The organism is Labrenzia sp. CP4, from assembly GCF_001579905.1.
GTDB lineage: Bacteria > Pseudomonadota > Alphaproteobacteria > Rhizobiales > Stappiaceae > Roseibium > Roseibium algicola.
The window spans coordinates 5,775,785-5,800,223 of record NZ_CP011927.1 but is presented as its reverse complement, the minus strand read 5'-3'; the positions used below and the strand labels follow the sequence as shown (position 1 = coordinate 5,800,223).

22 protein-coding genes are annotated in these 24,439 nt (G+C 58.9%); 19 read left to right on the top strand and 3 right to left on the bottom strand.

Annotation, left to right across the window (positions count from 1 at the left end; translation table 11 throughout):
• Positions 1–210: 210 nt before the first annotated feature.
• The 13 genes from ACP90_RS26655 to ACP90_RS26595 all read left to right on the top strand — a co-directional run bounded on the left by ACP90_RS26655 (position 211) and on the right by ACP90_RS26595 (position 13,527).
• Positions 211–1,146 carry a branched-chain amino acid ABC transporter permease gene (locus ACP90_RS26655; protein WP_022999209.1) on the top strand — a complete coding sequence of 312 codons (936 nt, stop codon included), beginning with the start codon at positions 211–213 and terminating at the stop codon, positions 1,144–1,146.
• A 3-nt stretch (positions 1,147–1,149) separates the two neighbouring features.
• Complete coding sequence (gene livM / locus ACP90_RS26650; protein WP_031268733.1) at positions 1,150–2,484, top strand: high-affinity branched-chain amino acid ABC transporter permease LivM; 1,335 nt, start codon at positions 1,150–1,152, stop codon at positions 2,482–2,484.
• On the top strand, positions 2,481–3,326 hold the full coding sequence (locus ACP90_RS26645) for an ABC transporter ATP-binding protein (protein WP_022999207.1): 846 nt from the start codon (positions 2,481–2,483) through the stop codon (positions 3,324–3,326). The genes livM and ACP90_RS26645 overlap by 4 nt, the downstream gene beginning before the upstream one ends.
• Positions 3,323–4,054 (top strand): ABC transporter ATP-binding protein, encoded by a 732-nt coding sequence (locus tag ACP90_RS26640; RefSeq protein WP_022999206.1) that lies wholly within the window; start codon positions 3,323–3,325, stop codon positions 4,052–4,054. Before ACP90_RS26645 ends, ACP90_RS26640 begins: the two co-directional genes overlap by 4 nt.
• A gap of 9 nt (positions 4,055–4,063) precedes the next feature.
• On the top strand, positions 4,064–4,432 hold the full coding sequence (locus ACP90_RS26635) for a DUF6867 family protein (protein WP_022999205.1): 369 nt from the start codon (positions 4,064–4,066) through the stop codon (positions 4,430–4,432).
• 146 nt (positions 4,433–4,578) lie between these two features.
• Positions 4,579–5,679 carry a branched-chain amino acid ABC transporter substrate-binding protein gene (locus tag ACP90_RS26630; RefSeq protein WP_031268732.1) on the top strand — a complete coding sequence of 367 codons (1,101 nt, stop codon included), beginning with the start codon at positions 4,579–4,581 and terminating at the stop codon, positions 5,677–5,679.
• A gap of 483 nt (positions 5,680–6,162) precedes the next feature.
• Positions 6,163–7,257: an ABC transporter ATP-binding protein gene (locus ACP90_RS26625; protein WP_022999203.1), complete on the top strand. Its 1,095-nt coding sequence runs from the start codon at positions 6,163–6,165 to the stop codon at positions 7,255–7,257.
• A gap of 81 nt (positions 7,258–7,338) precedes the next feature.
• Entirely contained in the window at positions 7,339–8,439 is a 1,101-nt protein-coding gene (locus ACP90_RS26620; protein ID WP_062491041.1) for an extracellular solute-binding protein, read from the top strand.
• Positions 8,440–8,546: 107 nt separating this feature from the next.
• A complete protein-coding gene (locus tag ACP90_RS26615) occupies positions 8,547–9,812 on the top strand; it encodes an ABC transporter permease (protein ID WP_062491040.1) in 1,266 nt (421 codons plus the stop codon).
• An 8-nt stretch (positions 9,813–9,820) separates the two neighbouring features.
• Entirely contained in the window at positions 9,821–10,675 is an 855-nt protein-coding gene (locus ACP90_RS26610) for an ABC transporter permease (protein ID WP_031268731.1), read from the top strand.
• Positions 10,676–10,876: 201 nt separating this feature from the next.
• Positions 10,877–12,106: a M24 family metallopeptidase gene (locus tag ACP90_RS26605; RefSeq protein WP_062491038.1), complete on the top strand. Its 1,230-nt coding sequence runs from the start codon at positions 10,877–10,879 to the stop codon at positions 12,104–12,106.
• Positions 12,107–12,304: 198 nt separating this feature from the next.
• Positions 12,305–12,724: a hypothetical protein gene (locus tag ACP90_RS26600; RefSeq protein WP_062491037.1), complete on the top strand. Its 420-nt coding sequence runs from the start codon at positions 12,305–12,307 to the stop codon at positions 12,722–12,724.
• A gap of 29 nt (positions 12,725–12,753) precedes the next feature.
• Positions 12,754–13,527: a MinD/ParA family protein gene (locus tag ACP90_RS26595; protein WP_055657002.1), complete on the top strand. Its 774-nt coding sequence runs from the start codon at positions 12,754–12,756 to the stop codon at positions 13,525–13,527.
• Between the two features lie 36 nt (positions 13,528–13,563).
• Here the strand turns inward: ACP90_RS26595 and ACP90_RS26590 are convergent, their stop codons facing one another.
• Complete coding sequence (locus tag ACP90_RS26590; RefSeq protein ID WP_158514226.1) at positions 13,564–15,018, bottom strand: serine/threonine-protein kinase; 1,455 nt, start codon at positions 15,016–15,018, stop codon at positions 13,564–13,566.
• Positions 15,019–15,499: 481 nt separating this feature from the next.
• Here ACP90_RS26590 and ACP90_RS26585 point away from each other — a divergent pair, with 481 nt between their 5' ends.
• A complete protein-coding gene (locus ACP90_RS26585; RefSeq protein WP_145915853.1) occupies positions 15,500–17,263 on the top strand; it encodes a hypothetical protein in 1,764 nt (587 codons plus the stop codon).
• Here ACP90_RS26585 and ACP90_RS26580 read toward each other — a convergent pair.
• Complete coding sequence (locus ACP90_RS26580; protein WP_082809867.1) at positions 17,239–17,964, bottom strand: protein phosphatase 2C domain-containing protein; 726 nt, start codon at positions 17,962–17,964, stop codon at positions 17,239–17,241. The two genes, ACP90_RS26585 and ACP90_RS26580, sit on opposite strands and share 25 nt — an antisense overlap.
• Before the next feature lie 359 nt (positions 17,965–18,323).
• On the opposite strand from ACP90_RS26580, the gene ACP90_RS26570 reads away from it, so the two are divergent.
• Positions 18,324–18,680 (top strand): STAS domain-containing protein, encoded by a 357-nt coding sequence (locus ACP90_RS26570; protein ID WP_158514225.1) that lies wholly within the window; start codon positions 18,324–18,326, stop codon positions 18,678–18,680.
• A gap of 52 nt (positions 18,681–18,732) precedes the next feature.
• Positions 18,733–19,158, top strand: a complete 426-nt coding sequence (locus ACP90_RS26565; RefSeq protein WP_062491028.1) for an ATP-binding protein — start codon at positions 18,733–18,735, stop codon at positions 19,156–19,158.
• Between the two features lie 27 nt (positions 19,159–19,185).
• On the opposite strand, the gene ACP90_RS26560 is transcribed toward ACP90_RS26565, so the two are convergent.
• A complete protein-coding gene (locus tag ACP90_RS26560; RefSeq protein ID WP_062491026.1) occupies positions 19,186–20,046 on the bottom strand; it encodes a SpoIIE family protein phosphatase in 861 nt (286 codons plus the stop codon).
• 315 nt (positions 20,047–20,361) lie between these two features.
• Between ACP90_RS26560 and ACP90_RS26555 the strand changes: the two genes are divergently transcribed.
• From ACP90_RS26555 to ACP90_RS26545, 3 genes are read left to right on the top strand one after another with little or no spacing between them, the layout of a single operon-like run.
• Positions 20,362–20,883 carry a hypothetical protein gene (locus tag ACP90_RS26555; protein ID WP_022999188.1) on the top strand — a complete coding sequence of 174 codons (522 nt, stop codon included), beginning with the start codon at positions 20,362–20,364 and terminating at the stop codon, positions 20,881–20,883.
• Positions 20,880–22,058, top strand: a complete 1,179-nt coding sequence (locus ACP90_RS26550) for a class I SAM-dependent methyltransferase (protein WP_022999187.1) — start codon at positions 20,880–20,882, stop codon at positions 22,056–22,058. Before ACP90_RS26555 ends, ACP90_RS26550 begins: the two co-directional genes overlap by 4 nt.
• The gene (locus tag ACP90_RS26545) at positions 22,055–24,439 is read left to right on the top strand and encodes a SpoIIE family protein phosphatase (RefSeq protein ID WP_062491024.1); all 2,385 of its coding nucleotides are present in this window, start codon (positions 22,055–22,057) and stop codon (positions 24,437–24,439) included. The genes ACP90_RS26550 and ACP90_RS26545 overlap by 4 nt, the downstream gene beginning before the upstream one ends.

Genomic DNA, 24,439 nt, shown 5'->3' with positions numbered 1-24,439 from the left:
ACCGCCCGGGCCGGATTTTTCTGACCTGATTTTTTAAAAAGTGGAATAAATTTCCTCAAAGTTCGAAAAGAGGAAATCTTTTATTTTTATCTTTTGCCGGATACGAGAGGAATTGTCTCACCTCGCGTGACTTGCTAATGAAGCTTTAATGAAGGCAAAAATGCCTCGTTCAAAGAAGCAGCAATGGCTTCCGGGGGTAACAAAAAGAATATGGATTACTTTCTACAGCAGCTGATCAACGGCGTGACGCTAGGGTCGATCTACGGCCTGATCGCCATTGGCTACACGATGGTGTACGGCATCATCGGGATGATCAACTTCGCCCATGGTGACATCTTCATGGTCGGCGCCTTCATCGCGCTGATCTTCATCGTCGCTTTCGGCATCACGGCAGGCCTGCCAGTGGCGCTCCTCATTCTGGCGCTGATCGGTGTCCTGGTCATTTCGATGGCCCTGACGGCGGCCTGGGGATGGACGGTCGAGCGGATCGCCTACCGCCCTCTGCGCGGCTCCTTCCGCCTGGCACCGCTGATCACCGCGATTGGCGCTTCCATCACGCTTCAGAACTTCGTTCAGATCTCGCAGGGCGCGCGCAACAAGCCTCTGCAGCCCCTGATCTCCGGCGGCTTCACGCTGAGCGACGGCGGACCGGACGGAACCGGCTTCATCGTGCAGCTGTCCTACACGCAGATCCTGATCATCGTGGTGACCGTCGTTCTGATGGTCGGCTTCACCTTCCTGATCAACAAGACCTCTCTAGGCCGTGCGCAGCGCGCCTGCGAGCAGGATCGCAAGATGGCGTCGCTCGTCGGTGTCAACGTCGATCGGACGATCTCGCTGACCTTCGTCATGGGCGCAGGCCTTGCGTCCGTCGCCGGCCTGATGTTCCTACTCTACTACGGCGTGATCGACTTCTACATCGGCTTCCTGGCCGGCGTGAAAGCCTTCACCGCTGCGGTTCTTGGCGGTATCGGCTCGCTGCCGGGTGCCATGCTCGGCGGGTTGCTGATCGGCCTCATCGAGACCTTCTGGTCCGGGTATTTCTCGGTCGAGTACAAGGACGTTGCCGCCTTCTCGATCCTGGCGATCGTGCTGATCTTCATGCCCGAAGGCCTGCTCGGCAAGCCGGAAGTGGAGAAGGTCTGATCCATGTCAGCAAAATCTGAGAACCTCTTCATGGTGTCGCTCAAGGATGCGGCGGCCGGGGGTGCGATCGCGCTTGCCCTGTTCGGTGTCCTGATCGGCATGAAAGCCGAGGTCGCAAGCGGCCTTGGCGGTCAGCTCGGCATTGAATACCGCTGGGCAGCCGTTGCCATTGCAGTCGCCATCGTCTTCGGCGGGCGGCTGCTCCTCAACCTGTTCGTCTGGAAGGCCGACAAGCCTGTCACCGAAACGGCGAAAGGTTTCCTGCCGAGCGCCAAGCCCCTGGCCAAACTCGGCAAGTTCGCGATGCCGGTGTTTCTGATCCTGGCTGTGGTCCTGCCGTTCCTGCTGATGTCGGCCTATGGATCGCGCGGGTCGCGCCAGTATCTCGACCTTGCCATTCTGGTGACCACCTACGTGATGCTCGGCTGGGGCCTGAACATCGTGGTCGGTCTCGCCGGCCTGCTTGATCTGGGATACGTCGCCTTCTACGCGGTCGGTGCCTATTCCTACGCGCTGCTGGCCCAGTATTTCGGCTTCTCCTTCTGGATCTGTCTGCCGCTCGCCGGCATCCTGGCCGCTTTCTGGGGTATCATCCTGGGCTTCCCGGTGCTGCGTCTCAGGGGGGACTATCTTGCCATCGTGACGCTGGCCTTCGGGGAAATCATCCGGGTGGTCCTGCTCAACTGGTATGACTTCACCGGTGGCCCGGACGGTATTTCCGGCATTCCGCGGCCGAGCTTCTTCGGTATCGAATTCGAGCGCGGCCCGGGTGGCTTCGCCGACACCTTCGGTCTGGAATACAATTCCATTCACCGCATCATCTTCCTCTACTACCTGATCCTGATCATGGCTCTGGTCACCAACTTCGTGACCATGCGTCTGCGCAAGCTGCCGGTCGGGCGGGCTTGGGAAGCCCTGCGCGAGGATGAAATCGCCTGCCGTTCGCTCGGCATCAACACCACCAACACCAAGCTGACCGCTTTTGCGCTCGGTGCGATGTTCGGCGGTTTCGCGGGTTCGTTCTTCGCCACCCGGCAAGGTTTCATCTCGCCGGAAAGCTTCACCTTCATCGAATCCGCGGTCATCCTGGCGATCGTCGTTCTCGGCGGTCTCGGCAGCCAGATCGGCGTCGTCATCGCCGCGGTCGTGATGATCGGTGGTTTCGAGTTCTTCCGCGGACTGGAAGAATACCGCATGCTGGTGTTCGGGCTCCTGATGGTCGTCATCATGGTCTGGAAACCGCGCGGCCTCATCTCCACCCGCATGCCGTCGATAACGCTCAGCGGCAAGAAGGCCAAGGGCATCAGTGCCGACCTCGTTCAGGAGGGCCACGGATGAGCTCCTGGGATACAAACCCCGTCCTGACGATCGAGCATCTGACCATGCGCTTTGGCGGCCTGGTCGCCATCGACGATCTGTCGTTCAATGTCGGGCGCGGCGACATTACCGCCTTGATCGGCCCGAACGGCGCCGGCAAGACCACCGTCTTCAACTGCGTTACCGGCTTCTACAAGCCGACCGAAGGGCGGGTCGTGATGAACCGCACCAACGGCGAGCATTACCTGCTCGAGCGCATGGCGGATTTCCAGATCTCTGCGAAAGCCAAGGTCGCCCGTACCTTCCAGAACATCCGCCTGTTCGGCGGCATGACCCTTCTGGAGAACCTGATGGTCGCGCAGCACAATCCGCTGATGCTGGCTTCGGGCTATTCGCTTGCGGGTATCTTCGGTCTGGCAACCTTCCGCAAGGCAGAGCGTCAGGCAGTCGAAAAGGCGCGTTACTGGCTGGAAAAGACAGCGCTCATCGACCGGGCGGACGCCCCGGCCGCTGACCTGCCTTACGGCGACCAGCGCCGTCTGGAAATTGCCCGGGCCATGTGCTCCGGTCCGGAACTGCTGTGTCTGGACGAACCGGCTGCAGGTCTGAACCCCAAGGAAAGTGGCGAACTGAACGCGCTCCTGCAGTACATCCGCAAGGAGCACGGCACCTCTATCCTTCTGATTGAACACGACATGAGCGTTGTGATGGAAATTTCGGATCACGTCGTGGTTCTGGACTATGGCGAGAAGATCTCCGACGGCACGGCGGCCGCAGTGAAGGACGATCCGAAGGTGATCGCAGCCTATCTGGGCGTACCGGACGAAGAAGTCGACGCCGTGGAAGAGGAGGTCGGCATATGACAACCTCCAACCACCTCCTGGAAGTCAGGAACGTCGAGACCCACTACGGCAAGATCATCGCGCTGCGGGGTGTCGATCTGACCGTCGACCGGGGCGAGATCGTCTCTCTGATCGGGGCCAACGGCGCCGGCAAGTCGACGCTGATGATGACCATCTGCGGTACGCCGCAGGCCAGCTCCGGCCAGGTTATCTACGACGGCGAAGACATCACCCGCATGCCCACCCACCAGATCATGCGCAAGTCGATTGCGCAGTCTCCGGAAGGGCGGCGGATCTTCCCGCGCATGAGTGTGATGGAAAATCTGATCATGGGTGCGGAAATGGCCGGCAACCACGATCTGGAAGCCGGACTTCAGCGCGCCTTCGACCTGTTTCCGCGCCTCAAGGAGCGCCGGAACCAGCGCGGAGGTACGCTTTCGGGCGGTGAGCAGCAGATGCTGGCGATCGCCCGGGCCCTGATGTCCAACCCGCGTCTTCTGCTTCTGGACGAACCGTCTCTTGGCCTTGCACCGCTGATCGTGAAACAGATCTTCGATGCTATCCGGGATCTCAACCAGAGCGACGGTCTCACCGTCTTCCTGGTGGAACAGAACGCCTATCATGCGCTGAAACTGGCACACCGGGCCTACGTGATGGTGAACGGCAAGATCACCATGTCGGGTTCCGGCAAGGAACTGCTCGCCCGCGAGGACGTGCAGGCAGCCTACCTCGAAGGCGGAAGACACTAGGAGCGCGCTATGGGTATTCTTTATCAGACCAGTTTCGGCGTGTTTCTCGTCCTGCTGTGCTGCCTTGGCGGCGGCGCGGCCTGGATGACGGGACGTGCCTGTGCCAACACCTGGCGGCCGCTTTACGTGCTGTTCTGGTTCGTGTTCCTGTTGAGCCTGGCGATCAGGTTCCTGACCTTCGCCCTGTTCGACGGAACGCTACTGTCGGTGCACTATCTGGTTGTAGACTATCTCATTCTGCTTGCAATCGGCCTGGCGGGATGGCGGTATACACGCACCAACCAGATGACGACGCAGTATGTCTGGCTTTACGAAAAGACGAGTCCCTTCAGTTGGCGGTTGAAGACCGGCCAGACGGACAAATACGCCAAGGATTGAGAATTCCGGAGGTGCGTTTTCCGCACCGATGGGGAACCGGCTGGGAATGGACGAAAAACAACAAGAATCGTCCCTGGCCCGGCCAAAACGGAAGCACGGGCTTCCATTCCAAGTGGTCCAGATAACTGGAACCAGGGGAGTTGATGATGAAAAAGTATCTTTTGGCTAGCGTTGCTGCAGTTGCCGGTGTGGCCATGTCCACCGCCGCTTTTGCAGACATCGTGATCGCAACTGCAGGCCCGATGACCGGCCAGTACGCCTCCTTCGGCGCGCAGATGAAAGCCGGTGCCGAGCAGGCCGTGGCGGACATCAACGCAGCTGGCGGCGTCAATGGTGAACAGCTGGTGCTGGAAGTGGGCGACGATGCCTGCGACCCGAAACAGGCTGTTGCCGTTGCCAACCAGATGGTCGGTAAGGGCGTGGTCTTCATGGCCGGTCACTTCTGCTCGGGCTCTTCCATCCCGGCATCCGCCGTTTACGCGGAAGAAGGTATCGTCCAGATTTCTCCGGCTTCCACCAACCCGAAGTTCACCGACGAACGTCCGGGCCCGGGCACCTTCCGCGTTTGCGGTCGTGACGACCAGCAGGGTCAGGTTGCCGGTACCTATCTGGCAGAGGAATTCGGCGACAAGAACATCGCCATCGTTCACGACAAGACTGCCTATGGCAAAGGCCTCGCCGATGCCACCAAGGAAGTCATGAACGCTGCCGGCAAGAACGAAACCCTCTACGAAGCCTACACTGCCGGTGAAAAGGACTACACCGCGCTGGTTTCCAAGCTGAAGTCGGAAAACATCGACGTTCTCTACGTCGGCGGTTACCACACCGAAGCCGGCCTGATGAAGCGTCAGATGGTCGACCAGGGCATGAGCACCGTTCTCGTTTCCGGCGATGCACTCGTGACCGACGAATATTGGTCGATCACCGGCCCGGCTGGCGAAGGCACTCTGATGACCTTCTCTCCGGACCCGCGCAAGAACCCGGAAGCTGCTCCGGTCGTGAAGGCACTTGAAGACGCCGGCAAGACCGCTGAAGGCTACGCGCTCTACACCTACGCCGCCATCCAGGCTTGGGCAGCAGCTGCCGCAGCTGCCGGCTCCACCGAGTATGACGACGTTGTCGGCGCCCTGAACGACGGCGACTTCAAGACCGTTCTCGGCGACCTCTCCTTTGACGACAAGGGCGACGTCACCCTGCCGGGCTACGTCTGGTACGAGTGGAAAGACGGCCAGTACGACTACAAATAAGCCGTATAAGCTGCAAGGTTTATGCTTAGCGTCAGGCCCCGTCCGGCAGTTGCCGGGCGGGGTTTTTTGTTGCCCGCACGGTGCCCGCGTCTCCCTTGTCGCGCTATTTTCCGCATGACGCAGCCAGAGCATTCCGTGACGTTCTACGGCTATTGGTGCAAGTTGGCTTGCGCGAAACTCTTCTAGAGGCACAACAAAGAACATCGTTGTGTAGTAAAGATTGCCGAACCCGGAGAAAGATATTTCTTTCTTCGGGCGCTTCTTCTTGAGTAAAAAATACGGCTTCATACCGCGCTGCAAAATATTAAGTCGGCGCCTGACTAAAAAATATCCAAATTTTTTTCATAACCCCTTTCCAAAAGGCAGTAATTTTGTTTTTCTATGCGCGTTCGCACACATCGATAGCTCTTCAGGAACAGAGGTTACCTGGAGGTTATTGGTCGTGCGTCTAATAATAATGATAGAAGCTGACTTGGGGACACAATGGCGAACACACGGGGCGCTGCTGTTAAGTATGACAGCGTTCAAAAGAGCTATGACGGGGAAACCCTGGTCGTAAAGAACCTCAATCTCGATATTCCGCCGGGCGAATTCCTGACAATGCTCGGCCCGTCCGGTTCCGGCAAAACCACCTGCCTGATGATGCTGGCCGGTTTCGAACCGGCAACGCATGGCGAAATCTACCTGAACGACCGTCCGATCAACAACGTGCCCCCGCACAAGCGCGGCATCGGCATGGTGTTCCAGAACTACGCCCTGTTTCCGCACATGACGGTGGCCGAGAACCTCGCCTTTCCGCTTCAGGTGCGCGGTGTCGGCAAGGCTGACCAGCAGGAGAAGGTCAAGCGGGCTCTCGAGATGGTCGAGCTCGGTTCGTTCGGCAATCGCCGTCCGGCACAGCTCTCCGGTGGTCAGCAGCAGCGCGTCGCAGTCGCCCGTGCCCTGGTGTTCGATCCGGAGCTGGTGCTGATGGACGAGCCGCTCGGTGCGCTCGACAAGCAGCTGCGCGAGCAGATGCAGTACGAGATCAAGCACATTCACGAGAACCTGGGCGTCACCGTCGTCTACGTGACCCACGATCAGACCGAAGCGCTGACCATGTCGGACCGCGTGGCTGTGTTCAACGATGGTGTCATCCAGCAATTGTCGACGCCGGACGACCTCTATGAAGATCCGAAGAATTCCTTCGTCGCCCAGTTCATAGGTGAAAACAACAAGTTGAACGGCAAGGTCGTCGAGATCAACGGCTCTGAGTGCCTTGTTGAACTCGATGACGGCACTAAGCTTAAGGCTGACAAGGTCAACGTGTCCGCCGTCGGCGACAGGACGACCCTGTCCCTGCGGCCGGAACGGGTGGAGTTCGACACCCATGACACGATGGACAATCTGGTCAACGGCCGGATCGAGGAACTTATCTACCTCGGTGACCATATCCGCGTTCGCATGAACGTGGGCGGCAACGACGAGTTCATCGTCAAGGTTCGCAACCGCGGAGAAAAGCGCAAACTCGCCGTCGGCGAGACAGTCCGCGTCGGCTGGGCGCTGAACGACTGTAAAGCGCTCGATGCGGTTGTCTGAAATCGCCAGGCGGCCGGCAACCGGCCGCCAGCGACCACAACGGAAAAATCCGTTAAATCCTAAAAGAGGGAGCTAACTCACATGAAGCTCAAAACTGTAATTCTCGCAGGCACCGCTCTGGCATTTGCCGGCAGCGCGGCAATGGCGAAGGACATGACCATCGTTTCCTGGGGCGGCGCCTATCAGGCCTCCCAGAAAAACGCCTACGCCGATCCGTATGTCGCGGAAAACTCCGACATCAACGTGATCTGGGACGAGTCTTCGAACGAGGCTGTCGCCAAGCTGCGCGCCATGAACGAAGCCGGCAACATCACGTGGGATCTGGTCGACGTGGTTGCTTCCGACGCGATCCGTCTGTGCGACGAAGGCCTGGCACTGGAAATCGATCCGGACACCGACCTTGCCGATGCACCGGACGGTGCCAAGGCTTCTGAAGACTTCGGCGACCTGCTGGTCTCCGAGTGCTTCATTCCGCAGATCGTCTACTCCACCACCTTCGGCTATCGTTCCGACGTCGCGGAATGGAACGGCAAGGAGCCGGACGACATCTGTGACGTGTTCGATCTGGAAGCATTCCCGGGCAAGCGCTCGCTGGAAAAGCGCCCGATCAACAACATGGAATGGGCTCTTCTGTGCGACGGCGTGCCGAAGGAAGAAGTCTACAACGTTCTTGAGACCGAAGAAGGCCAGGAGCAGGCATTCAAGAAGCTCGACACCATCAAGGACAACGTCGTGTGGTGGTCTGCTGGTGCGGAAACCCCGCAGCTTCTGGCCGACAAGGAAGTCGTGATCGGTTCCACCTACAACGGTCGTCTGTTCTCCCTGATCGAAGAGCAGAAGCAGCCGGTCAAGATGCTGTGGGACGCTCAGGTGTTCGACCTTGACGGCTGGATCATCCCGGCCGGTCTTCCGGAAGACCGCCTCGCCATGGTGAAGGACTTTGTCAAATACGCCACCGACACCCAGCGTCTGGCGGATCAGGCGAAGTACATCTCCTACGGCCCGGCTCGCAAGTCCTCGGCACCGCTGGTTGGCAAGCACGCCGACCTCGGCATCGAAATGGCTCCGCACATGCCGACCGACCCGAACAACGCCAAGAACACCTTCCTCTATAACTACGAGTGGTGGGCGGATTACCGGGACGACATCGACGCCAAGTTCCAGGCGTGGCTGGCCCAGTAATCAACTGATGCTGTTCGCGTTCGGCTGAACGCGGACAGATGAGAAACCGGTCCGGGTGAGGCGATGCCTCACCCGGATCTTCCAACGGATTTGCGGAAGACTGTTTCATGAGCGATACCCACGCGGGCGAGGTTCTGACGACGCAAGACGGCAAGCCGCTGAAGGCAGCCCTTGCCAAGGCGCTGCGCCGCGAGAAGCTGCGCGCCCTGGCGCTGATTGCGCCCCTGCTGATTTTTGTCCTGCTCACCTTCGTTGCCCCGATCGTGGACATGTTGTTCCGCTCGGTCGAAAACGGGATCGTGGAAGACACGCTTCCCAAGACCGTCATCGCTCTTCAGGAGTGGGACCCAACCTCCGGCAATGTGCCCGATGAAGTTGTCTTCGCGGCGCTTTACGACGACCTGGTCGTCGCCGTCGAAGAAAAGACCCATACCCGCCTCGGCTCACGCCTCAATTACGAGGAAACCGGCGTTTCCAGCCTGTTCCGTAAGACAGGGCGCGGCATCAAGCGCATGGACGAAGCCGGTCCCTACAAGGAACAGTTCATTGACCTGGACAAGGACTGGGGCAATGTCGAGACCTGGCAGGTCCTCAAACGGTTCTCGCCGCGCTATACGGCCGGCTATTTCCTGAATGCCTTCGACGCGCAGCAGACCGCAAACGGGATCGAACTGAAGCCGGAAGACGAACGGATCTACATGTTCCTGTTCGGCCGTACCCTGTTCCTGTCTATCGCGATCACCGTGTCGTGCCTGCTTCTTGGCTATCCGATCGCGTTCCTCTTGTCCGCCTTGCCGCTGCGCTCCTCCAACCTGCTGATGATCCTCGTGCTTCTGCCGTTCTGGACATCGCTTCTGGTGCGGACGTCGGCCTGGAAGGTGCTGTTGCAGCAACAGGGGGTGATCAACGACTTCCTCGTCTGGACAGGCATCATCAGCGACGCCGGACGCCTGGTCATGATCAACAATCAGACCGGCACCATCATCGCCATGACGCATATCCTGCTGCCGTTCATGATCCTGCCGCTGTATTCGGTCATGAAAACCATTTCGCCGTCCTATGTGCGCGCGGCCAAGAGCCTTGGCGCAAACGACTGGACCGCGTTCTGGCGGGTGTATTTCCCGCAGACCGTGCCGGGCATTGGCGCAGGTGCCGTGCTCGTCTTCATTCTGTCGATCGGTTACTACATCACACCGGAACTGGTGGGCGGAACGTCGGGCATCTTCATTTCCAACCGGATTGCCTATCACATCTCGTCGTCGCTCAACTGGGGTCTGGGTGCAGCGCTCGGCGCGTTGCTGCTCGTCGCGGTTCTGGTGCTCTTTGTTGTCTACGACAAGATCGTCGGCATCGATAACGTGAAACTCGGATAGGTGGCGGCATGAGTGCACTTCCTCCCTACGCGTCTCCTCTCCAGCGGACCTGGTACTATACGTTCCGGGTGATTTGCGGGCTGATCTTCTTCTTCCTGATCTTCCCGATCCTGGTGATCCTGCCGCTCAGCTTCAACGCGGAGAACTTCTTCACCTTCACCAAGGCGATGCTGGCGCTCGACCCGGCAGGCTATTCCTTCAAGCACTACCAGGACTTCTTCACCAATCCGGACTGGCAGCAGGCGCTGACCAATTCGGTGCTGATCGCACCGGTCGCCACCATTCTGGCAACGGGCTTCGGCACCCTGGCGGCCATCGGCCTGTCCCAGTCCCATGTTCCCTACAAGTCCGCGATCATGGCAGTGCTGATTTCGCCGATGATCGTGCCGCTGATCATCTCGGCGGCAGGCATGTACTTCTTCTATTCGCGCATAGGCCTGCAGGGCACCTATTGGGGTGTTGTTCTGGCCCATGCCGCGCTTGGAACGCCCTTTGTCATCATCACGGTGACGGCGACACTGGTCGGTTTCGACCGCAGTCTCGTGCGGGCGTCGGCCAGCCTGGGCGCTAACCCGGTCACCACCTTCTTCAAGGTGCAGATGCCCCTGATCATTCCAGGTGTCGTCTCCGGAGCGCTGTTTGCCTTCATCACCTCCTTCGATGAAGTGGTGGTGGTGCTGTTCCTGGGATCCGCCGGGCAGAAGACATTGCCCTGGCAGATGTTCACCGGCCTTCGCGAACAGATCTCGCCGACCATCCTGGCGGTGGCATCCCTGATGGTGGCCATTTCCATCTGCCTCTTGACCGTACTGGAGCTGCTGCGCCGCAGGTCCGAACGCCTGAGAGGTCTGTCCCCGGGCTGATCCCGGGCGGGCGCGAGGAGCGCCCCGCTGCTTTCAAGGTGAGCCGGTGGCGGAACGCCAGTCACCGGGTGGAGACAGGGTCTCCCGGTAGCAAGACATTTTGAATTTGGGCCTGGCGGGCCGGCTTCTTCGCGGAAGCCGGCCCGTTTTGCGTTTCAGGTCCCTGGAAACCGAAGCTCGAACGAACGGAAGGAGCCTTCAATGAGCAACGACATGATCCGCATTTATGAAATGAACAACGGCGAGAAGGCGTTTTCGCCCTTCTCGGCTGCCGAAATGGACAGCCGCCAGGTAAGACTCCGCAAGCTGATGGCGGACCGGCAGATCGATGCCGCCCTGTTCACCTCCTATCACAACATCTGCTACTACTCCGGCTTCCTCTATTGTTACTTCGGCCGCAAATACGGATTTCTGGTCACACAGGACAAGGCAACCACGATTGCGGCCGGTATTGACGGCGGCCAGCCGTGGCGCAGGACCCACGGCGACACCGTGATCTACACCGACTGGCGCCGGGACAATTACTTCCACGCCATCCAGTCGCTGCTTGGGATGCCCAATCCTGGGGTCAAGCGCATCGGCATCGAGTTCGACCACGTCTCCCTCGACATGCTGAAGCTTCTGGAAGCCGCGCTTCCGGGCGTGGAGCTGGTCGACATTGCCGCCGACGCAATGGCGCAGCGCACGATCAAGAGCGCCGAGGAGCACGTGCTGATCCGCGAAGGCACGCGCATCTGCGACGTTGGCGGCGCGGCTCTGGTGGAGGCGGTTCAGGCCGGCGTTCCCGAGCACGAAGTCGCCATGGCCTCGACCAATGCCATGATCCGGGAAATCGCGAAGTCCTTCCCGTTCGTCGAGCTGATGGACACCTGGACCTGGTTTCAGTCCGGCATCAACACCGACGGAGCGCACAACCCGGTCACCAACAAGAAAGTGGAAGCCGGCGATATCCTCAGCCTCAACTGTTTTCCGATGATCTTCGGCTATTACACGGCACTGGAGCGGACCCTGTTCTGCGAATATGCCTCCGACGAGCACCTGCGGCTTTGGGAGATCAACTGCCATGTCCACCGCGAGGGACTGAAGCTGATCAAGCCGGGTGCGCGGTGCTGCGATATCGCAAGCGAGCTGAATGACATCTACCGTAGCCACGATCTCCTGAAGTACCGCAGCTTCGGCTATGGCCATTCCTTCGGTGTTCTCAGCCACTACTACGGCCGTGAAGCTTCAGTGGAGTTGCGTGAGGATGTCGACACAGTGCTTCAACCGGGCATGGTCGTCTCCATGGAGCCGATGATCATGATCCCGGAAGGCGAAGCCGGAGCAGGCGGTTATCGGGAACACGACATCCTGATCGTTTCGGAAACCGGGGCTGAGAACATTACCGGTTTCCCGTTTGGACCGGAGCACAACATCCTGCCGAAACGATAAGGCGGCAAACTTTCTGGTGTTGGGAAGAACACTGGCGGCAAGGTGCGGGCATCTTGCCGCCAGTGACGGTCTCGAAAGGAACCCGTCGCAATGCAGCAAATGCTCCGGGGCGATCGCAGGACCCTTCAACAAACATCTTGGGTTACCCGGCAAGGCGTGATTTAACCGGGCTATCTTCGAGCGCCTGCGGAGGGCTGAATGACCTCATCCGACACCATGAAACCTGCTCTGGCCAGCCTGGCCCGGACCTGTGAAGCGATCGCCAACGGGCGCTTCGACGAGGTCGAGGAGCTTTATCAGGTGATCACGGACGAGGGTGTCGAAGTCGATATCCGCGCTTTGGCGGAAACCTTTTCAGGCATGGTGGTGCAGGTAGAGGCACGCGAATTCCATTCCAGCCAGCTCATTGCGGAACTGACGGAAACCAAGCGCCAGCTGGAAGCGGCCGAAGCGAAGCTGCGCAAGGAAAATGCCGAGCTGAAAACCCGGCTGGACAAGTTCGAAGTCACCTACGACAAGGAACAGGCCCAGGCTGAAATCGAACAGGTGAGCGATTCCGACTATTTCCGTTCCCTGCAGTCCCGCGCCAAGGATCTTCGATCCCGGTACAAGTCCTGAACTTTCAAAACATCCTTCGAGATTGATCCGTGACCAAAATCATTTCCACTCATTCCTATCGCGGCGGCACGGGCAAATCCAACGTCACGGCCAACCTGGCCGCGGTGCTTGCCCTGCGTGGTCACAGGGTTGGCATTGTCGATACGGATATCCAGTCCCCAGGCATCCACACCCTCTTCAAGGTCGATCTGAACACGGTCAACAACACGCTGAACAACTACCTGTGGGGGCATTGTTCGGTGACTGATACGGCGGTCGATGTCACGGAAAACGTGGTCGATGGCGACGGCAACCCAACGGTGCCGGACGGTGGCAAGGTCTTTCTGGTGCCTTCATCGATCAAGACCGGTGAGATCGCACGGATCCTGAAGGAAAAATATGATGTCGAGGATCTGAACCGGGGTTTCGTCGATCTCTGCCGAGGCCTGGAACTCGATTATCTGCTGATCGATACCCACCCGGGCGTCAACGAGGAAACACTGCTTTCCATCGCTATCTCCGACGCGCTGCTTTTGATCCTTCGTCCTGACATCCAGGACTATCAGGGCACCGCAGTCACATTGGAACTGGCGCGCAAGCTTGAGGTGCCGCAGCTGTTTCTGGTGGTCAACAAGGCTCTGGAAACCTTCGATTTCAACGAGTTGGCACAGCGCATCTTTTCCAACTACCGCACGCCGGTGGCAGCTGTCCTGCCGCTGTCGACGGATCTCATCCAGATCGGCAGCACAGGCCTGATCAGCACCCAGCAGCCGGATCACGGATTCACGCGGGCAATCGAGACGATCGTCGATTCCATCGAGTGATTACAGTTGCAGGCCAGGTTGCCGGGTGGTCTCGGCTCAGTCCTGCATTTCAAACAGGCCCTTCAGGAAACTGTCGACGTCTCCAAGGCGTTTGTTGCGGTCGAACGCGAGCGCCTGGCGCAAGGTGTTCCAGGCTTGCGGGGAGAGCCCCTCGACAGGTGCCGGCACGATACCTTCCCGCGCGACTTCGTCTATCGGCCGGAACTGGAACGGATGGCCGCCGGTCAGGATCTGGTACGTGATGCAGCCAAGCGCAAAGACATCGTCGCGGGGGTCACGGTCCGCGCGCCGGAATTGCTCGGGGCTTGCGTAGGCCGAGGTCAGGCTATCCCGGATCGGATGGTCCGCACTGGCGGTTGCCGCTGCCGCCAAGCCGAAATCAAGGAGCTTGATCGTGCCATCTGTCAGCAGAAAGATGTTGCCAGGCTTCAGATCGGAATGAACGACGCCCCGGCTGTGCGCATGGGACAGACCTGCACAGGTGCCGCGCAGGACCCGGGCGCATTCGCCCAGAGGCAGGGGTTTGCCAAGGGCCCGCCCGATCTGGCGGTCTAGTCCCACGCCGTTTAGCTGCTCCATGACGATAAACACATCGGCCTTGTCGCGATCAAAGTCGTACACGGTGGTGATATTCGGATGTGCAAGTGCCTGAGACTTGCGTGCCTCGGCCTCCAGAAGCCGCACGGCTTCGGTGTCGTTGCGATAGTTCTCGTTCAGAAGCTTGATGGCGACATAAGGCTGGTCGTGAGCTGCCTCCAGGCGCCGGCGATCAACGGCTGAATAAACGTGCCCCATGCCGCCGCTCCCGATCTCGGTGTCCAGAATGAACCGGTCACGCAAAATGGAGCCGACACCAGCGCGTTTCACCTGGGGTGTCGCCAGCTTGTTGACGTCGAGACTGTCTCTTTGTCCGCCGCCGGAAACGCGGCGCGCGTCGGAACGAAACCGGGCACTTTTGAATTCGGTCAGATACTTGTCCAGTTTGCCGCTGTCGGCTGGAGGTGGTGGTTCTTCGGCGGCATTCGCGCGTCGACTGCGAAAGCCGGCGTAGCCCGCAACGAGTGAGGTCAAAATGGCTTCGTCCATCTTGCCCCGTGTCTCGTCACTTGCTGTATCGTCACCCGTTGCCCCGGCTGGCTCGTTCAGCAATGGCAATGGCGGCAGGTTTGCAGGGGGCGTTGCTGCCTGCTCAGGTGCGGGTGCCGATACCGGGTCCTGCTGTATGCCGTGAACAGCATGTGGACGTGGCGGATTGTCATTCACGTCGGAACCGGAAGGTTGGGCATCGCCCGCCGGCAACTGGTTCTGCAGTATCTGGCCGAGCTCGTTCGGAAGGTGGCCCGCTTCGACAAAATCCCGGATTGCCTGCCGCGTTTCATCAAGGGCGTTCGCTGATTGCTGTGCACCGGTCCGCAGCTGCTTCGACAAGGCGTCATAAGACAGCTTGCCGGACACGAAGGCGGTTATCAGCGTGTGCGTGGCGGAGGTCATGTGTGACGTCAAATCTGCAGGATCCCTGGCGACAATCGGCCCGAAGCTTCTCTTGGCCCCGGAACAGGAGCAGCGCAAGCCGTTGGGGCGACAAAGGTAGAGCTGGGAAAACGCGTGGGTTATGGTTTGCCAGCCGACGCTCAGTATGCGCGCTGCAGTCGTTTTGTTCCAGTTGGCTTCGCGTATTTTTGCTTGGATGACCTGGGCGTTGATCGGATCGTCGCACGATCCGGGGGCAATTTTTGAAACGCCCATCCACCCCTGATAGATTACCCTGACGGCAGGTGATTTATTGGCAAGGGATGGAAGAGGAATTGACTGCGCGCAACCTTGAAACCGGCTCTGCTACACCCTGACCCGCTGCAACGGTGTGTTGGGACCAGGGGTATGAGACCGACGGCAATATCGTGATCGCGCAAGCCGTATTCGCCTTCATGTCAATTTGAGTGAAACTTACAATCATCAATAGGGGTTGATCGAAATGACCGGGGAAGACGACATCAAAGGCGGGATCGCCAGCTTCTCGATTGGCCTCGGAAACAAGGGTCACAGTGCAGTCCCGATCAAGCCGGCACCACCTTTCAGGGTGCTGATCGCAGGAGACTTCGGCCTTGCGGCAACCGGCGTGGCTTTCAATATTACCGGCCAGGACGTCGAGGAAATCCTGGAACAGAAAACACCATCCTTTTCCGTCTCGGCGGTCAATATGCTCGGTTCGCATCCACCCGAGCTGGAAGAACAGGTCTCCTTCGCGCGCCTGAAAGATCTGCATCCGACAAAACTGCTGCGCGGATTTCGCTTTGTGCGGGATCTTGAGGCGGCTTCCGGTGACCAGGATCAGCTTGCCGTACATGACCAGCGTTACGACAAGATCGGCAAGTCGGCACTGGATGAGCAGAAGTCATTGCTGGAAAGACTGCTGAAAGACGACGAATTGCCGGCTTCAGAGCAAGGCAAGCGTAAGGAAAACGATGCCTCGAGCAGCAGCAAGGGAACCGAGGGGCTCGACGCTCTCCTGTCGATGATCCGCACTCCGGAGGAAAAGGCTGCTCCTGGCGAAAGCGGCAGTGCCGCGAAAACCGCCGTGGACGCCTTCATTCAAAAGACGCTCCAGGAAACGGGCCAGGTTTCAAGTGCACCCGTCGAGGGGAAAAAGAAGGATGCGCTAGCCGACACGCTGCAGCTGGAACAGGCGCGTCTCTTCTTCGAAAGCCCGAAACTGAGCAAGGTGCTGCTGAACTGGCATGGATTGAACCTGCTCCTGAGTGAAGTTCCGTTCGACCTGCCGCTGGAACTTCATCTCCTTCAGCTCGATCACGATCTTGATGCCGTCGACCTGCAAGAGGTTCTGGGCGAAACCGGCGAGGCCCTGCAGGCAGAACTCTACGATATCGCCCTTTTTGCGAACGAAATCGGCCTTGGCCCACGCGACACGGAACGGCTGAAGGTGCTTGCACGGGAATGCGCCGAAAGTGACACGGTCGGGCTTGCCGCGCTTGCCGGGCACTTTGCCGGAGTTCCGGGTGAGGAAGTTGCCGACATCGAAACGCCACACCAGTTGCTCGACAAGCCGGGCTTCGAAGGTTTTGCAGGCCTGAGGGCCAGCGATGCCGCCTCTCACCTGGCACTGTTCTGGAACGATGCCCGGTTGACCGCCGAAGAGGACGGTGCGCCGGCGCTGTTTGTGTCGGGTGCTTTTGTCGCCCTTTCCGAAATACTGGTCCAGCTTGAAACTGACGTGTTTCCGCGGCTCCCCGTCGGCATGCCGAAGGATTACGATGCGCTGGAGCTTGTCGAAAGCCGGTCAATGGGTGGTGAAGTTGCCATGGCAACACGGTTTGCCGTCGGTTCGGACACGGCACCGTCGCTCGCACTTGCCGGCATCAACGTGCTGGAGGGCGTCGCCAACAGAACCAGCCTCGTATTCCGTCGGGCCGTGACGGTTCAGCCCGGCGAGGACGGTCGGGGCGCGCTGGATCAGGCCCTACTGGTGTCTCGCCTGTTTTCCCTGTTCCAGGAAGCTCTCGGCGAGGCGGTGTTTGCAGGGCAGGATGCTGACGAGCGCGAGGCTGCGGTCGCAACGAGCCTGGAAGTCCTGAGCAGATCGCTCTCAGACAAGGTCGCTTTCGAAGTGGAACGAATGGCGGTGGAAGATCAGGATCTGATCGGCGTAACGGCATTCGTGCAGGATGGCTGGGCCTCGGGCCAGCAGCATTCCTTCTATCTGCCGGCTTCCGGCGGCTGAGCATCTGTTTCCGTCCAAACGGTTATCACCGTGATGTCGTCCGAGGATCCGCCGGCCACAGCGCGCGAAACAAGCCGGTCAGCAAGACCGGAGGTTCCCTCGGTGGCCATCCTGGCCAGCGTGGTTTCGTCCATGCCTTTCAACAGTCCATCGGTGCAAAGTACGAAAACATCGTCGGGCATCATCTCCAGCGTTCGGCGGTCAAGCTGAAGCGTGTTGTGGATGCCGACAGCGGCAGTCAGCCGTCCGGCTTTGTCGGCATGGTCCTCCGAGATGAGGAACAGTTGCTGCTGGCGCAAAAGGTAAAGACGCGAATCTCCGGCCCAGATGCAGCTGGCTTGTGACCCGCTGATGATCAGGCTGAGAGTTGTCGTGCCTGAAATGTCTTGTTCGGGGAGAGCGAGAAAACCGGCGTAAAGACCGTGATTGACGTGGTTGAGCTTGGCTTCCAGGGCAATCTGCCGGGCTTCGTGGCTGCTCGGCGGCATGTTGATCAGTTGCGAGATGGCGTGAACCGTCGCACGGCTGGCGACGTCACCCTCTCTGTGACCGCCCATGCCATCGGCAATCGTGAAGAGCCCATGCGACGGGGCCGCAAAGTGGCTGTCCTGATTGACCTTGTGTCGGCGTCCGCGCCGGGTCGCTGCTTCGGATCGCAGCAACGCAACAGCGGCAGAAGTGTCGACCGTATTCAAACGCACGTTCTCCCGAGTAAGGGCCGCAGGACCAGTCCGGGTTCGATCTTAACGCGCAGTCATTCTCCGGAAAAGAAGTCTCCGGTTTCCAGCTAGGCGCCGGTTATGTTCGTCTGGATGAGGTGACCCGTCGCAGGGCCCCGATAGCTGTCCTCGGCAAGCAGACCGAACGCGAGCCGGATCGAGACCGGCTGGGAAGCATGCAAAATTTGCTTATCCCTGGTCTCGTAGCCTTTCGCGTGGTGCGCCTTTATAAAATGTACAAGTTTCACGCTGAAATTGCGTGGCAGATGCTTTCATCGGTTGAAACCGGAGGCTGTCGGCTTTTTGCAGTCCGGGCACCGATGCAGATTTGGGAAATGGCAATGACCGCAGACGTCGCAGAAATCACCATCGGCCACGAGACGGACGGCGACCTGATCGTTGTTCGTCCTGTCGGCAAGCTGGACACGCTCAGCGCAAAAACCTTCGAAACCTACCTGAAGAACCTGATCTCGGAAAAGCCGGCAACCTTGCTGATCGACATGGAGCAAGTGGACTACGTCACCAGTTTCGGGCTGAGATCACTGTTGATCGTTGCCAAGCTTCTGGCTCCTTCCGGAGACAAGCTGGTGCTGTTCCAGGTGAACCAGTCGGTGGTCGACGTCCTCAAGATCTCCGGCTTTCTGAAGATCATGCAGGTGGCGGAAAGCCGGGAAGACGCAAAGGCGCTGGCGGGTTGACCGACGCTCACACCCGGCAGCTTGAATTGAACAACGTCCGGCAGGGAACGGGATGGTGGATCTCGAGACGGTGACAGTTCGAAACGACCTGGAGGACCTGCCGGCGGTCTATACCGTGCTGGAGCGGTTCTGCACAGGAGCGGGCCTGTCCGACGCGGTCCGCCGTACCCTGTGCCTGGTCGTTGAAGAGCTGTTCGCCAATACCGTTGCCTACGGCTATCCGGATGGCGGCAAGGACCAGATCGCGGTCACGGCGGCGCTTGGGCCGACACACGTCAAGCTCGTTCTGTCCGACAGGGCGAGACCATTCGACAACAGCGGCATTCCGTCCGGTCCACCGGAAGCGGACACAGTCGAGGACATGGGCATTGGCGGTCTGGGCCTTTATCTGGTGCACCAGCTGGCCGATGACGTGGCGACCCAACGGATCGGAAACGTCAACCACACCACGGTTCTGGTGCCTCGCGCCAAGGATTGACGGGCACCTTGCTGCAAGGCGCTTCCCTCAGAAGGCAAATTCCATCATGGAGAAATCGTCCGGCAGGGGCGCATTGTCGTGGAATGTGGCCAGCCAGTCGTAGATGGCTTGAGGGACGGTTCCGTCCACGGATTTCGATTTGTCCGCGAGCTCGGCCCAGGTCAGCGTCCGGCCATCCGCATCCTCGATTTCGTAGGTACCGTCGCTGATGACGAGCAATCGGTCGCCCGGGCGAATGTCGAATGTACCGCCATCGAATTCCATATCTGGGATGGCGCCGATAACCATGCCCTCCGGCGTTCCGAGGCCGATGACGTCCAGTCCCGATGCCGAAGGTCGCATGAGAATGGCAGCAGGGTGGCCGCCGGAGGCATAGGCCAGTTGCCGGGTCGAGCGCCGGTAGACGCCATACCAGATGGTGAAGAACATGTTGTTCTGCCGTTCCATCGGAAAGGCATTGTTCAGTTTGGCAAGAACGTTTGCCGGGTCACGAAAATCGGTGCCCCCAAGCGCATTCGAGCGCAGCACGTTGATGATTGCGACAGACAGCAATGCGGCCCCGACACCATGGCCGCACACGTCGATCAGGTAAATTGCGAAATGATCGTCGTCGAGGTCGTGATATCCGAACGAATCACCGCCCAGTTCGGTCGACGGCACCAGAAGCCAGTCCGCTTTCGGGGCTTCCGGTCGCCTTTCCGGCAGGATGGAATAAACATAATTGCCGGCATCACGAAGCTCCGCTTCCAGGCGTTCCTGGGTGCGGGTCAGCAGGATGTTGTATTCGGCCAACTGGTCTTCCACGGCCTCGCCATGTTCGATCGTTGCCTCGTAAAGCAGCTTGAGGTCGTCATGTTCAGCGCGCAATTCCTCAAGTTCTCTGCGCACTCGCGCGAGTTCGCCAGCGGAAGTGTCTGGTTGGGCAGCGGCGCCAAAATTACTGGTGCTTGTCATGTTGTAAATATGATGCCTTTACGGACGCGCGGTGGAAACCCAAAGTTTAGAGTTCTGCTGCTATGTTAATGAAGCAGAAAACATTGGAGCAATCGCGGTTGATATATCCTTGGCAATGAGCGACACCGTATTGTTAAATACATGAATTATCGATGACACGAGTCCAATCGGCCAAAATTTCCAGCTTTCTCGTATAACAGAAGTGCATCGCTTTGAGGTGCAATTGACCACGCCAGCGGGGGAATAAAAATGCAGGCACCTTCTGAAGGCATATCATCAAATTCCGGTCTGCCGCAGATGATTCACCTGGATTTGGACATCAAGGATTTTTGCACCGACTGGACCCATTGCGATCTCATGTCGGGATACATTGCCCGGATGGTCAGCCACAACCGGCTGGATTCGCTCCTGTTTTCCAATCTCTATTCGTCGGCTTTGAACGAGCTGCTGGAAGCGGTGTACCGCACGCACGGCTCAGGCGGCAAACTGCAATGCGCGGTTCAGCGCGACGGCAATGTCGACAGGATCGAACTGACTTTCCCTGCGGACGAAGAAACCTACAAGATCTATGAGACCGCCATTGCGAAGGTCAACGGCGAGGACGCCGAAACGCTTTATCTGGAAGCGCTGTTTGCCGACGCCGAACCGGATGCGAGCCTGGGGCTCCTGGAACTCGGCGTGGACTACGGCGCCCGGCTCGCCATCGGACGGAGCGAAGACGGCCGCATGAGCCTGGTTGCAGAGCTCGTGCTTGAGGACGACACAGAATGATCGCTGATAATATGACACAGGCCTTTCAATGGACCTTCAACGAGAACGATCAGGAGTTCTCGCTCCATGGCAGCTTGCGCCCCCAGCGGGCCGAGGAACTGCATGGCTGCTTTTCCGCGATGGAACAGTCCGTCGCCAAGGTGAGCGGAAAATTCTACGTCAACGTCAGGCGCTTGGTGCGCATGAACAACGTCGCCTTCCACGCATTTGCCGGCAAGATCCTGGATCTTGTGCGCAACCGCAGCGATCTGAGCGTTCATGTGACGACGTCGAGTGTCGTCGGCTGGGCAACGCGCAAGTTCGCTGTGCTGGAGACGATGTCCGACAAGATCACCGTCAGCGAATACGACAACGAGTTCTACCCGGGACAGTCCTTCGTCGAGGACAGTGAATTCATTCATGTCCTGCGGACACAGACCAAGCTTACCTGGCGCCATGAGAAGGAACTCCTTCGCCGCCACGGCCTGAAGCCGGGGATGCAGGTGGCCGACATTTGCTGCGGCATCGGCGATTTCGCCGTGCTCCTGCAAAAGGAGTTCGAGCCGGACCGGCTTGTCGCGCTGGACCATTCCAGATCCAGCCTCGACTACGCACGCCGTGTCGCCGCCGACTTCGGCATCAAGGGCATTGACTATGTCTTTGGCGATGCCGCGGACATGCTGCTGGAGGATAATCAGTTCGACTTCGTGACCTGCCGACATTCCCTGCAGGTGTTCGATCAGCCGGAACTGATCCTCAAGGAGCTCTATCGTATCTGCAAGCCGGGCGGCCGCATTTACGTGACCAACGAAAAGAACTCCCATTGCCTCGGCGAACCGAGATCGGAGTCTATCCAGTGGACCTATAACGAGGTCGCCAAACTCTGGCACCATTTCGATATGGATATCGAAATCGGCCCGAAATGCCGGCGCCTCCTGATCGACGGTGGTTTTGAAAACGTCACCATAGGCTCCTTCATGGTCACCAACACCGACGGCGACCCGCAGGATTTCGCAGACGTCATCGCCTCGTGGAAAAATCTCTTTGCCGGCAAAATGGCGCAGGAGCGCGGCGACAGCCCCGAGTTCATCGAACGCTTCGCCAAGGGTTTTGATGATCATATTTTCGCAGCGCTCCACCCCAAGGGGTATGCGGGCTGGCCGATCTGGGTTGCCTCGGGGCGTAAGCCGCTATGAATGCACCGGTAAAGAGCCCTCAGAGTGAAAAGCAGATAGGTCGCTTTTCCCTGCGAAGCTTTCGCGCCAAGTTCATTCTTGTCGTGGGCGTGGCGGTGCTGTTCGATCTGGCGCTTGCCGGTGGCATCGGCATCTGGAACGTGCAGAAACTGTCCAGGGATGCAACGGAGCAGGTCGGTGAAGGCCTGACCACCGCGACCGAAGACTATCTGGAAACCTACATCGACACGACTGCGTTCCGCGCCGACCTTCTGATCGAGCGTGTTCATTCGGAACTTGCGACGCTTGCCTCGTCGATGCAGACGCTGATCGACCACCCGGATATCCAGGAAGCGGTCGGCAACACGATTGAAGGCAGTTCGGAGTTTTCTTCCGGTCTGGTCTACGACGAAAAAGGTGGTTGGTCGCAGAACACCGAGGGTGTTCCTTCCGCAGTCAGCGTCTGGGGCTACTTGCTCGATGAAGACAAGAACCCGCTTCCCAAGGCCGCGGATGAGCTGAAGAACAGCTCGTTCCTCAGCCTTGTCGGGCCTTCGATGATGTCGACAGGCGCTCCCAAGCTGCAGATCTATTATGTCGGCCCCAAGGACGCGTCGATCATGCGCGCGACCCCTTATTCGGAACAGGCGCAGACATTCGACCTGCTTTACCCCGGCCATAACGAAGGCGCGAACTTCTGGGATTTCTTCTTTCCCGGGGTTTACGAAGGTTGGCAAGGCTGGATCAAGGATCCGTCTTCCAAGCCGGTTGAATCCAATATCGTCACCACAGCTCCCTACATCGATGCGATCACGGGCAAGCTGATCGTCAGCTTCTTCCATCCCCTGTGGACGCAGGATCGCAAGGACGTTGCGGGCATGGTCGCGGTCGACATCACGCTCGAACAGCTGACTTCGCTCGTCGAAAGCCTTGAGATTTCGGAAAACGGCTTCGGCTTCCTGACGATGTCCGACGGCAACGTGGTGGCAACGCCGAAAGCCGGCGAGGCGACACTGGGTCTGGTTTCGAGCGACGTCAGCGGCCAGGGTGTTACCGGCGTGAACCGGAACCTCAAGGAAAGCAGCCAGCCCGCCATTTCTTCCCTTGAACTCAGTGCCAAGGACGAGACCGTCATCAAGCACATCTTCCTTGAAAATGACGGTGAAGAGGTCCCCTATCTTCTGGTCCTCAAGCAGCTCAACCCGACCAACCTGTGGGATGGAACCGGCATCACCTCGGAAACGATGACGCTGGGCTTTGTCGTTTCCGAACGCGAGATCTACCAGTCGCTGATCGATGCCACCAACAACATCTCCGAGGCGACGGCCCGCATCCTGAACTACCAGCTGATTGCCTTCTGCGTCAGTATCTTCGTTGTGTTCGTTGCGGTCTATGCCATTTCCGGCCGTATCACCAAGGGCTTGTCGCAATTGGCCGCCGCAGCGCGTGCGCTGCAGAACAAGGACTATTCGGTTCGCGTTGCTATTCCGACCCGCGACGAGGTTGCGGCCGTGGGGCTTGCGTTTAACCGGATGGCGGAAGAGATCAGCTATCATACGGAGAACCTTGAAAATCTCGTCGAGGAGCGGACCAGGAAGCTGGAAACCGCGAACCACGAGATCGGCGAGCTCAACAAGCGGCTGAAATCGGAAAACCTGCGCCTCGGAGCCGAGCTGGATGTCGCCAAGCGCATTCAGGAAATGGTTCTGCCACGGTTGAGCGAACTGGAAGTCATCCCGCAGATCGAGATTGCCGCCTTCATGGAACCGGCAGACGAAGTCGGCGGCGATTACTACGACGTCCTGTTCGACGGCAGCCGCATCAAGGTCGGTATCGGCGACGTGACCGGCCACGGCCTGGAAAGCGGCGTGTTGATGCTCATGGTGCAGTCGGTTGCCCGTGCGCTTCAGGAGAAGGGGGACAAGGATCCGATTGCCTTCCTGGATGTGCTCAACCGCGCTGTCTACAAGAACATCACCCGTACCAATTCAGACAAGCACCTGACCCTTGCCTTCGTCGACTATGAGGACGGACAGGTCACCTTGTCCGGCCAGCACGAGGAAGTGCTGATCATTCGTGCCAATGGCGAAACCGAACGGATCGACACGATGGACCTCGGTTTCCCGGTCGGGCTCGAGGCCGATATTTCACCCTTCGTGGCCACACTGGATCTTGCGTTCGGACCCGACGACATCCTGATCCTGCATACGGACGGGATCACGGAAGCGGAAAATGCGAAGGGCGAGATGTATGGCCTCGACCGGCTTGCCCAGAGCGCCCATGAAAATCGCGAAAAATCCGCTAAAGGTATTGCCGCGGCGGTCATTAATGATGTGAAGTCGCATATCGGCGACTACAAGGTATTTGATGACATCACTCTTGTTGTCTTGAAGCATAGGTAA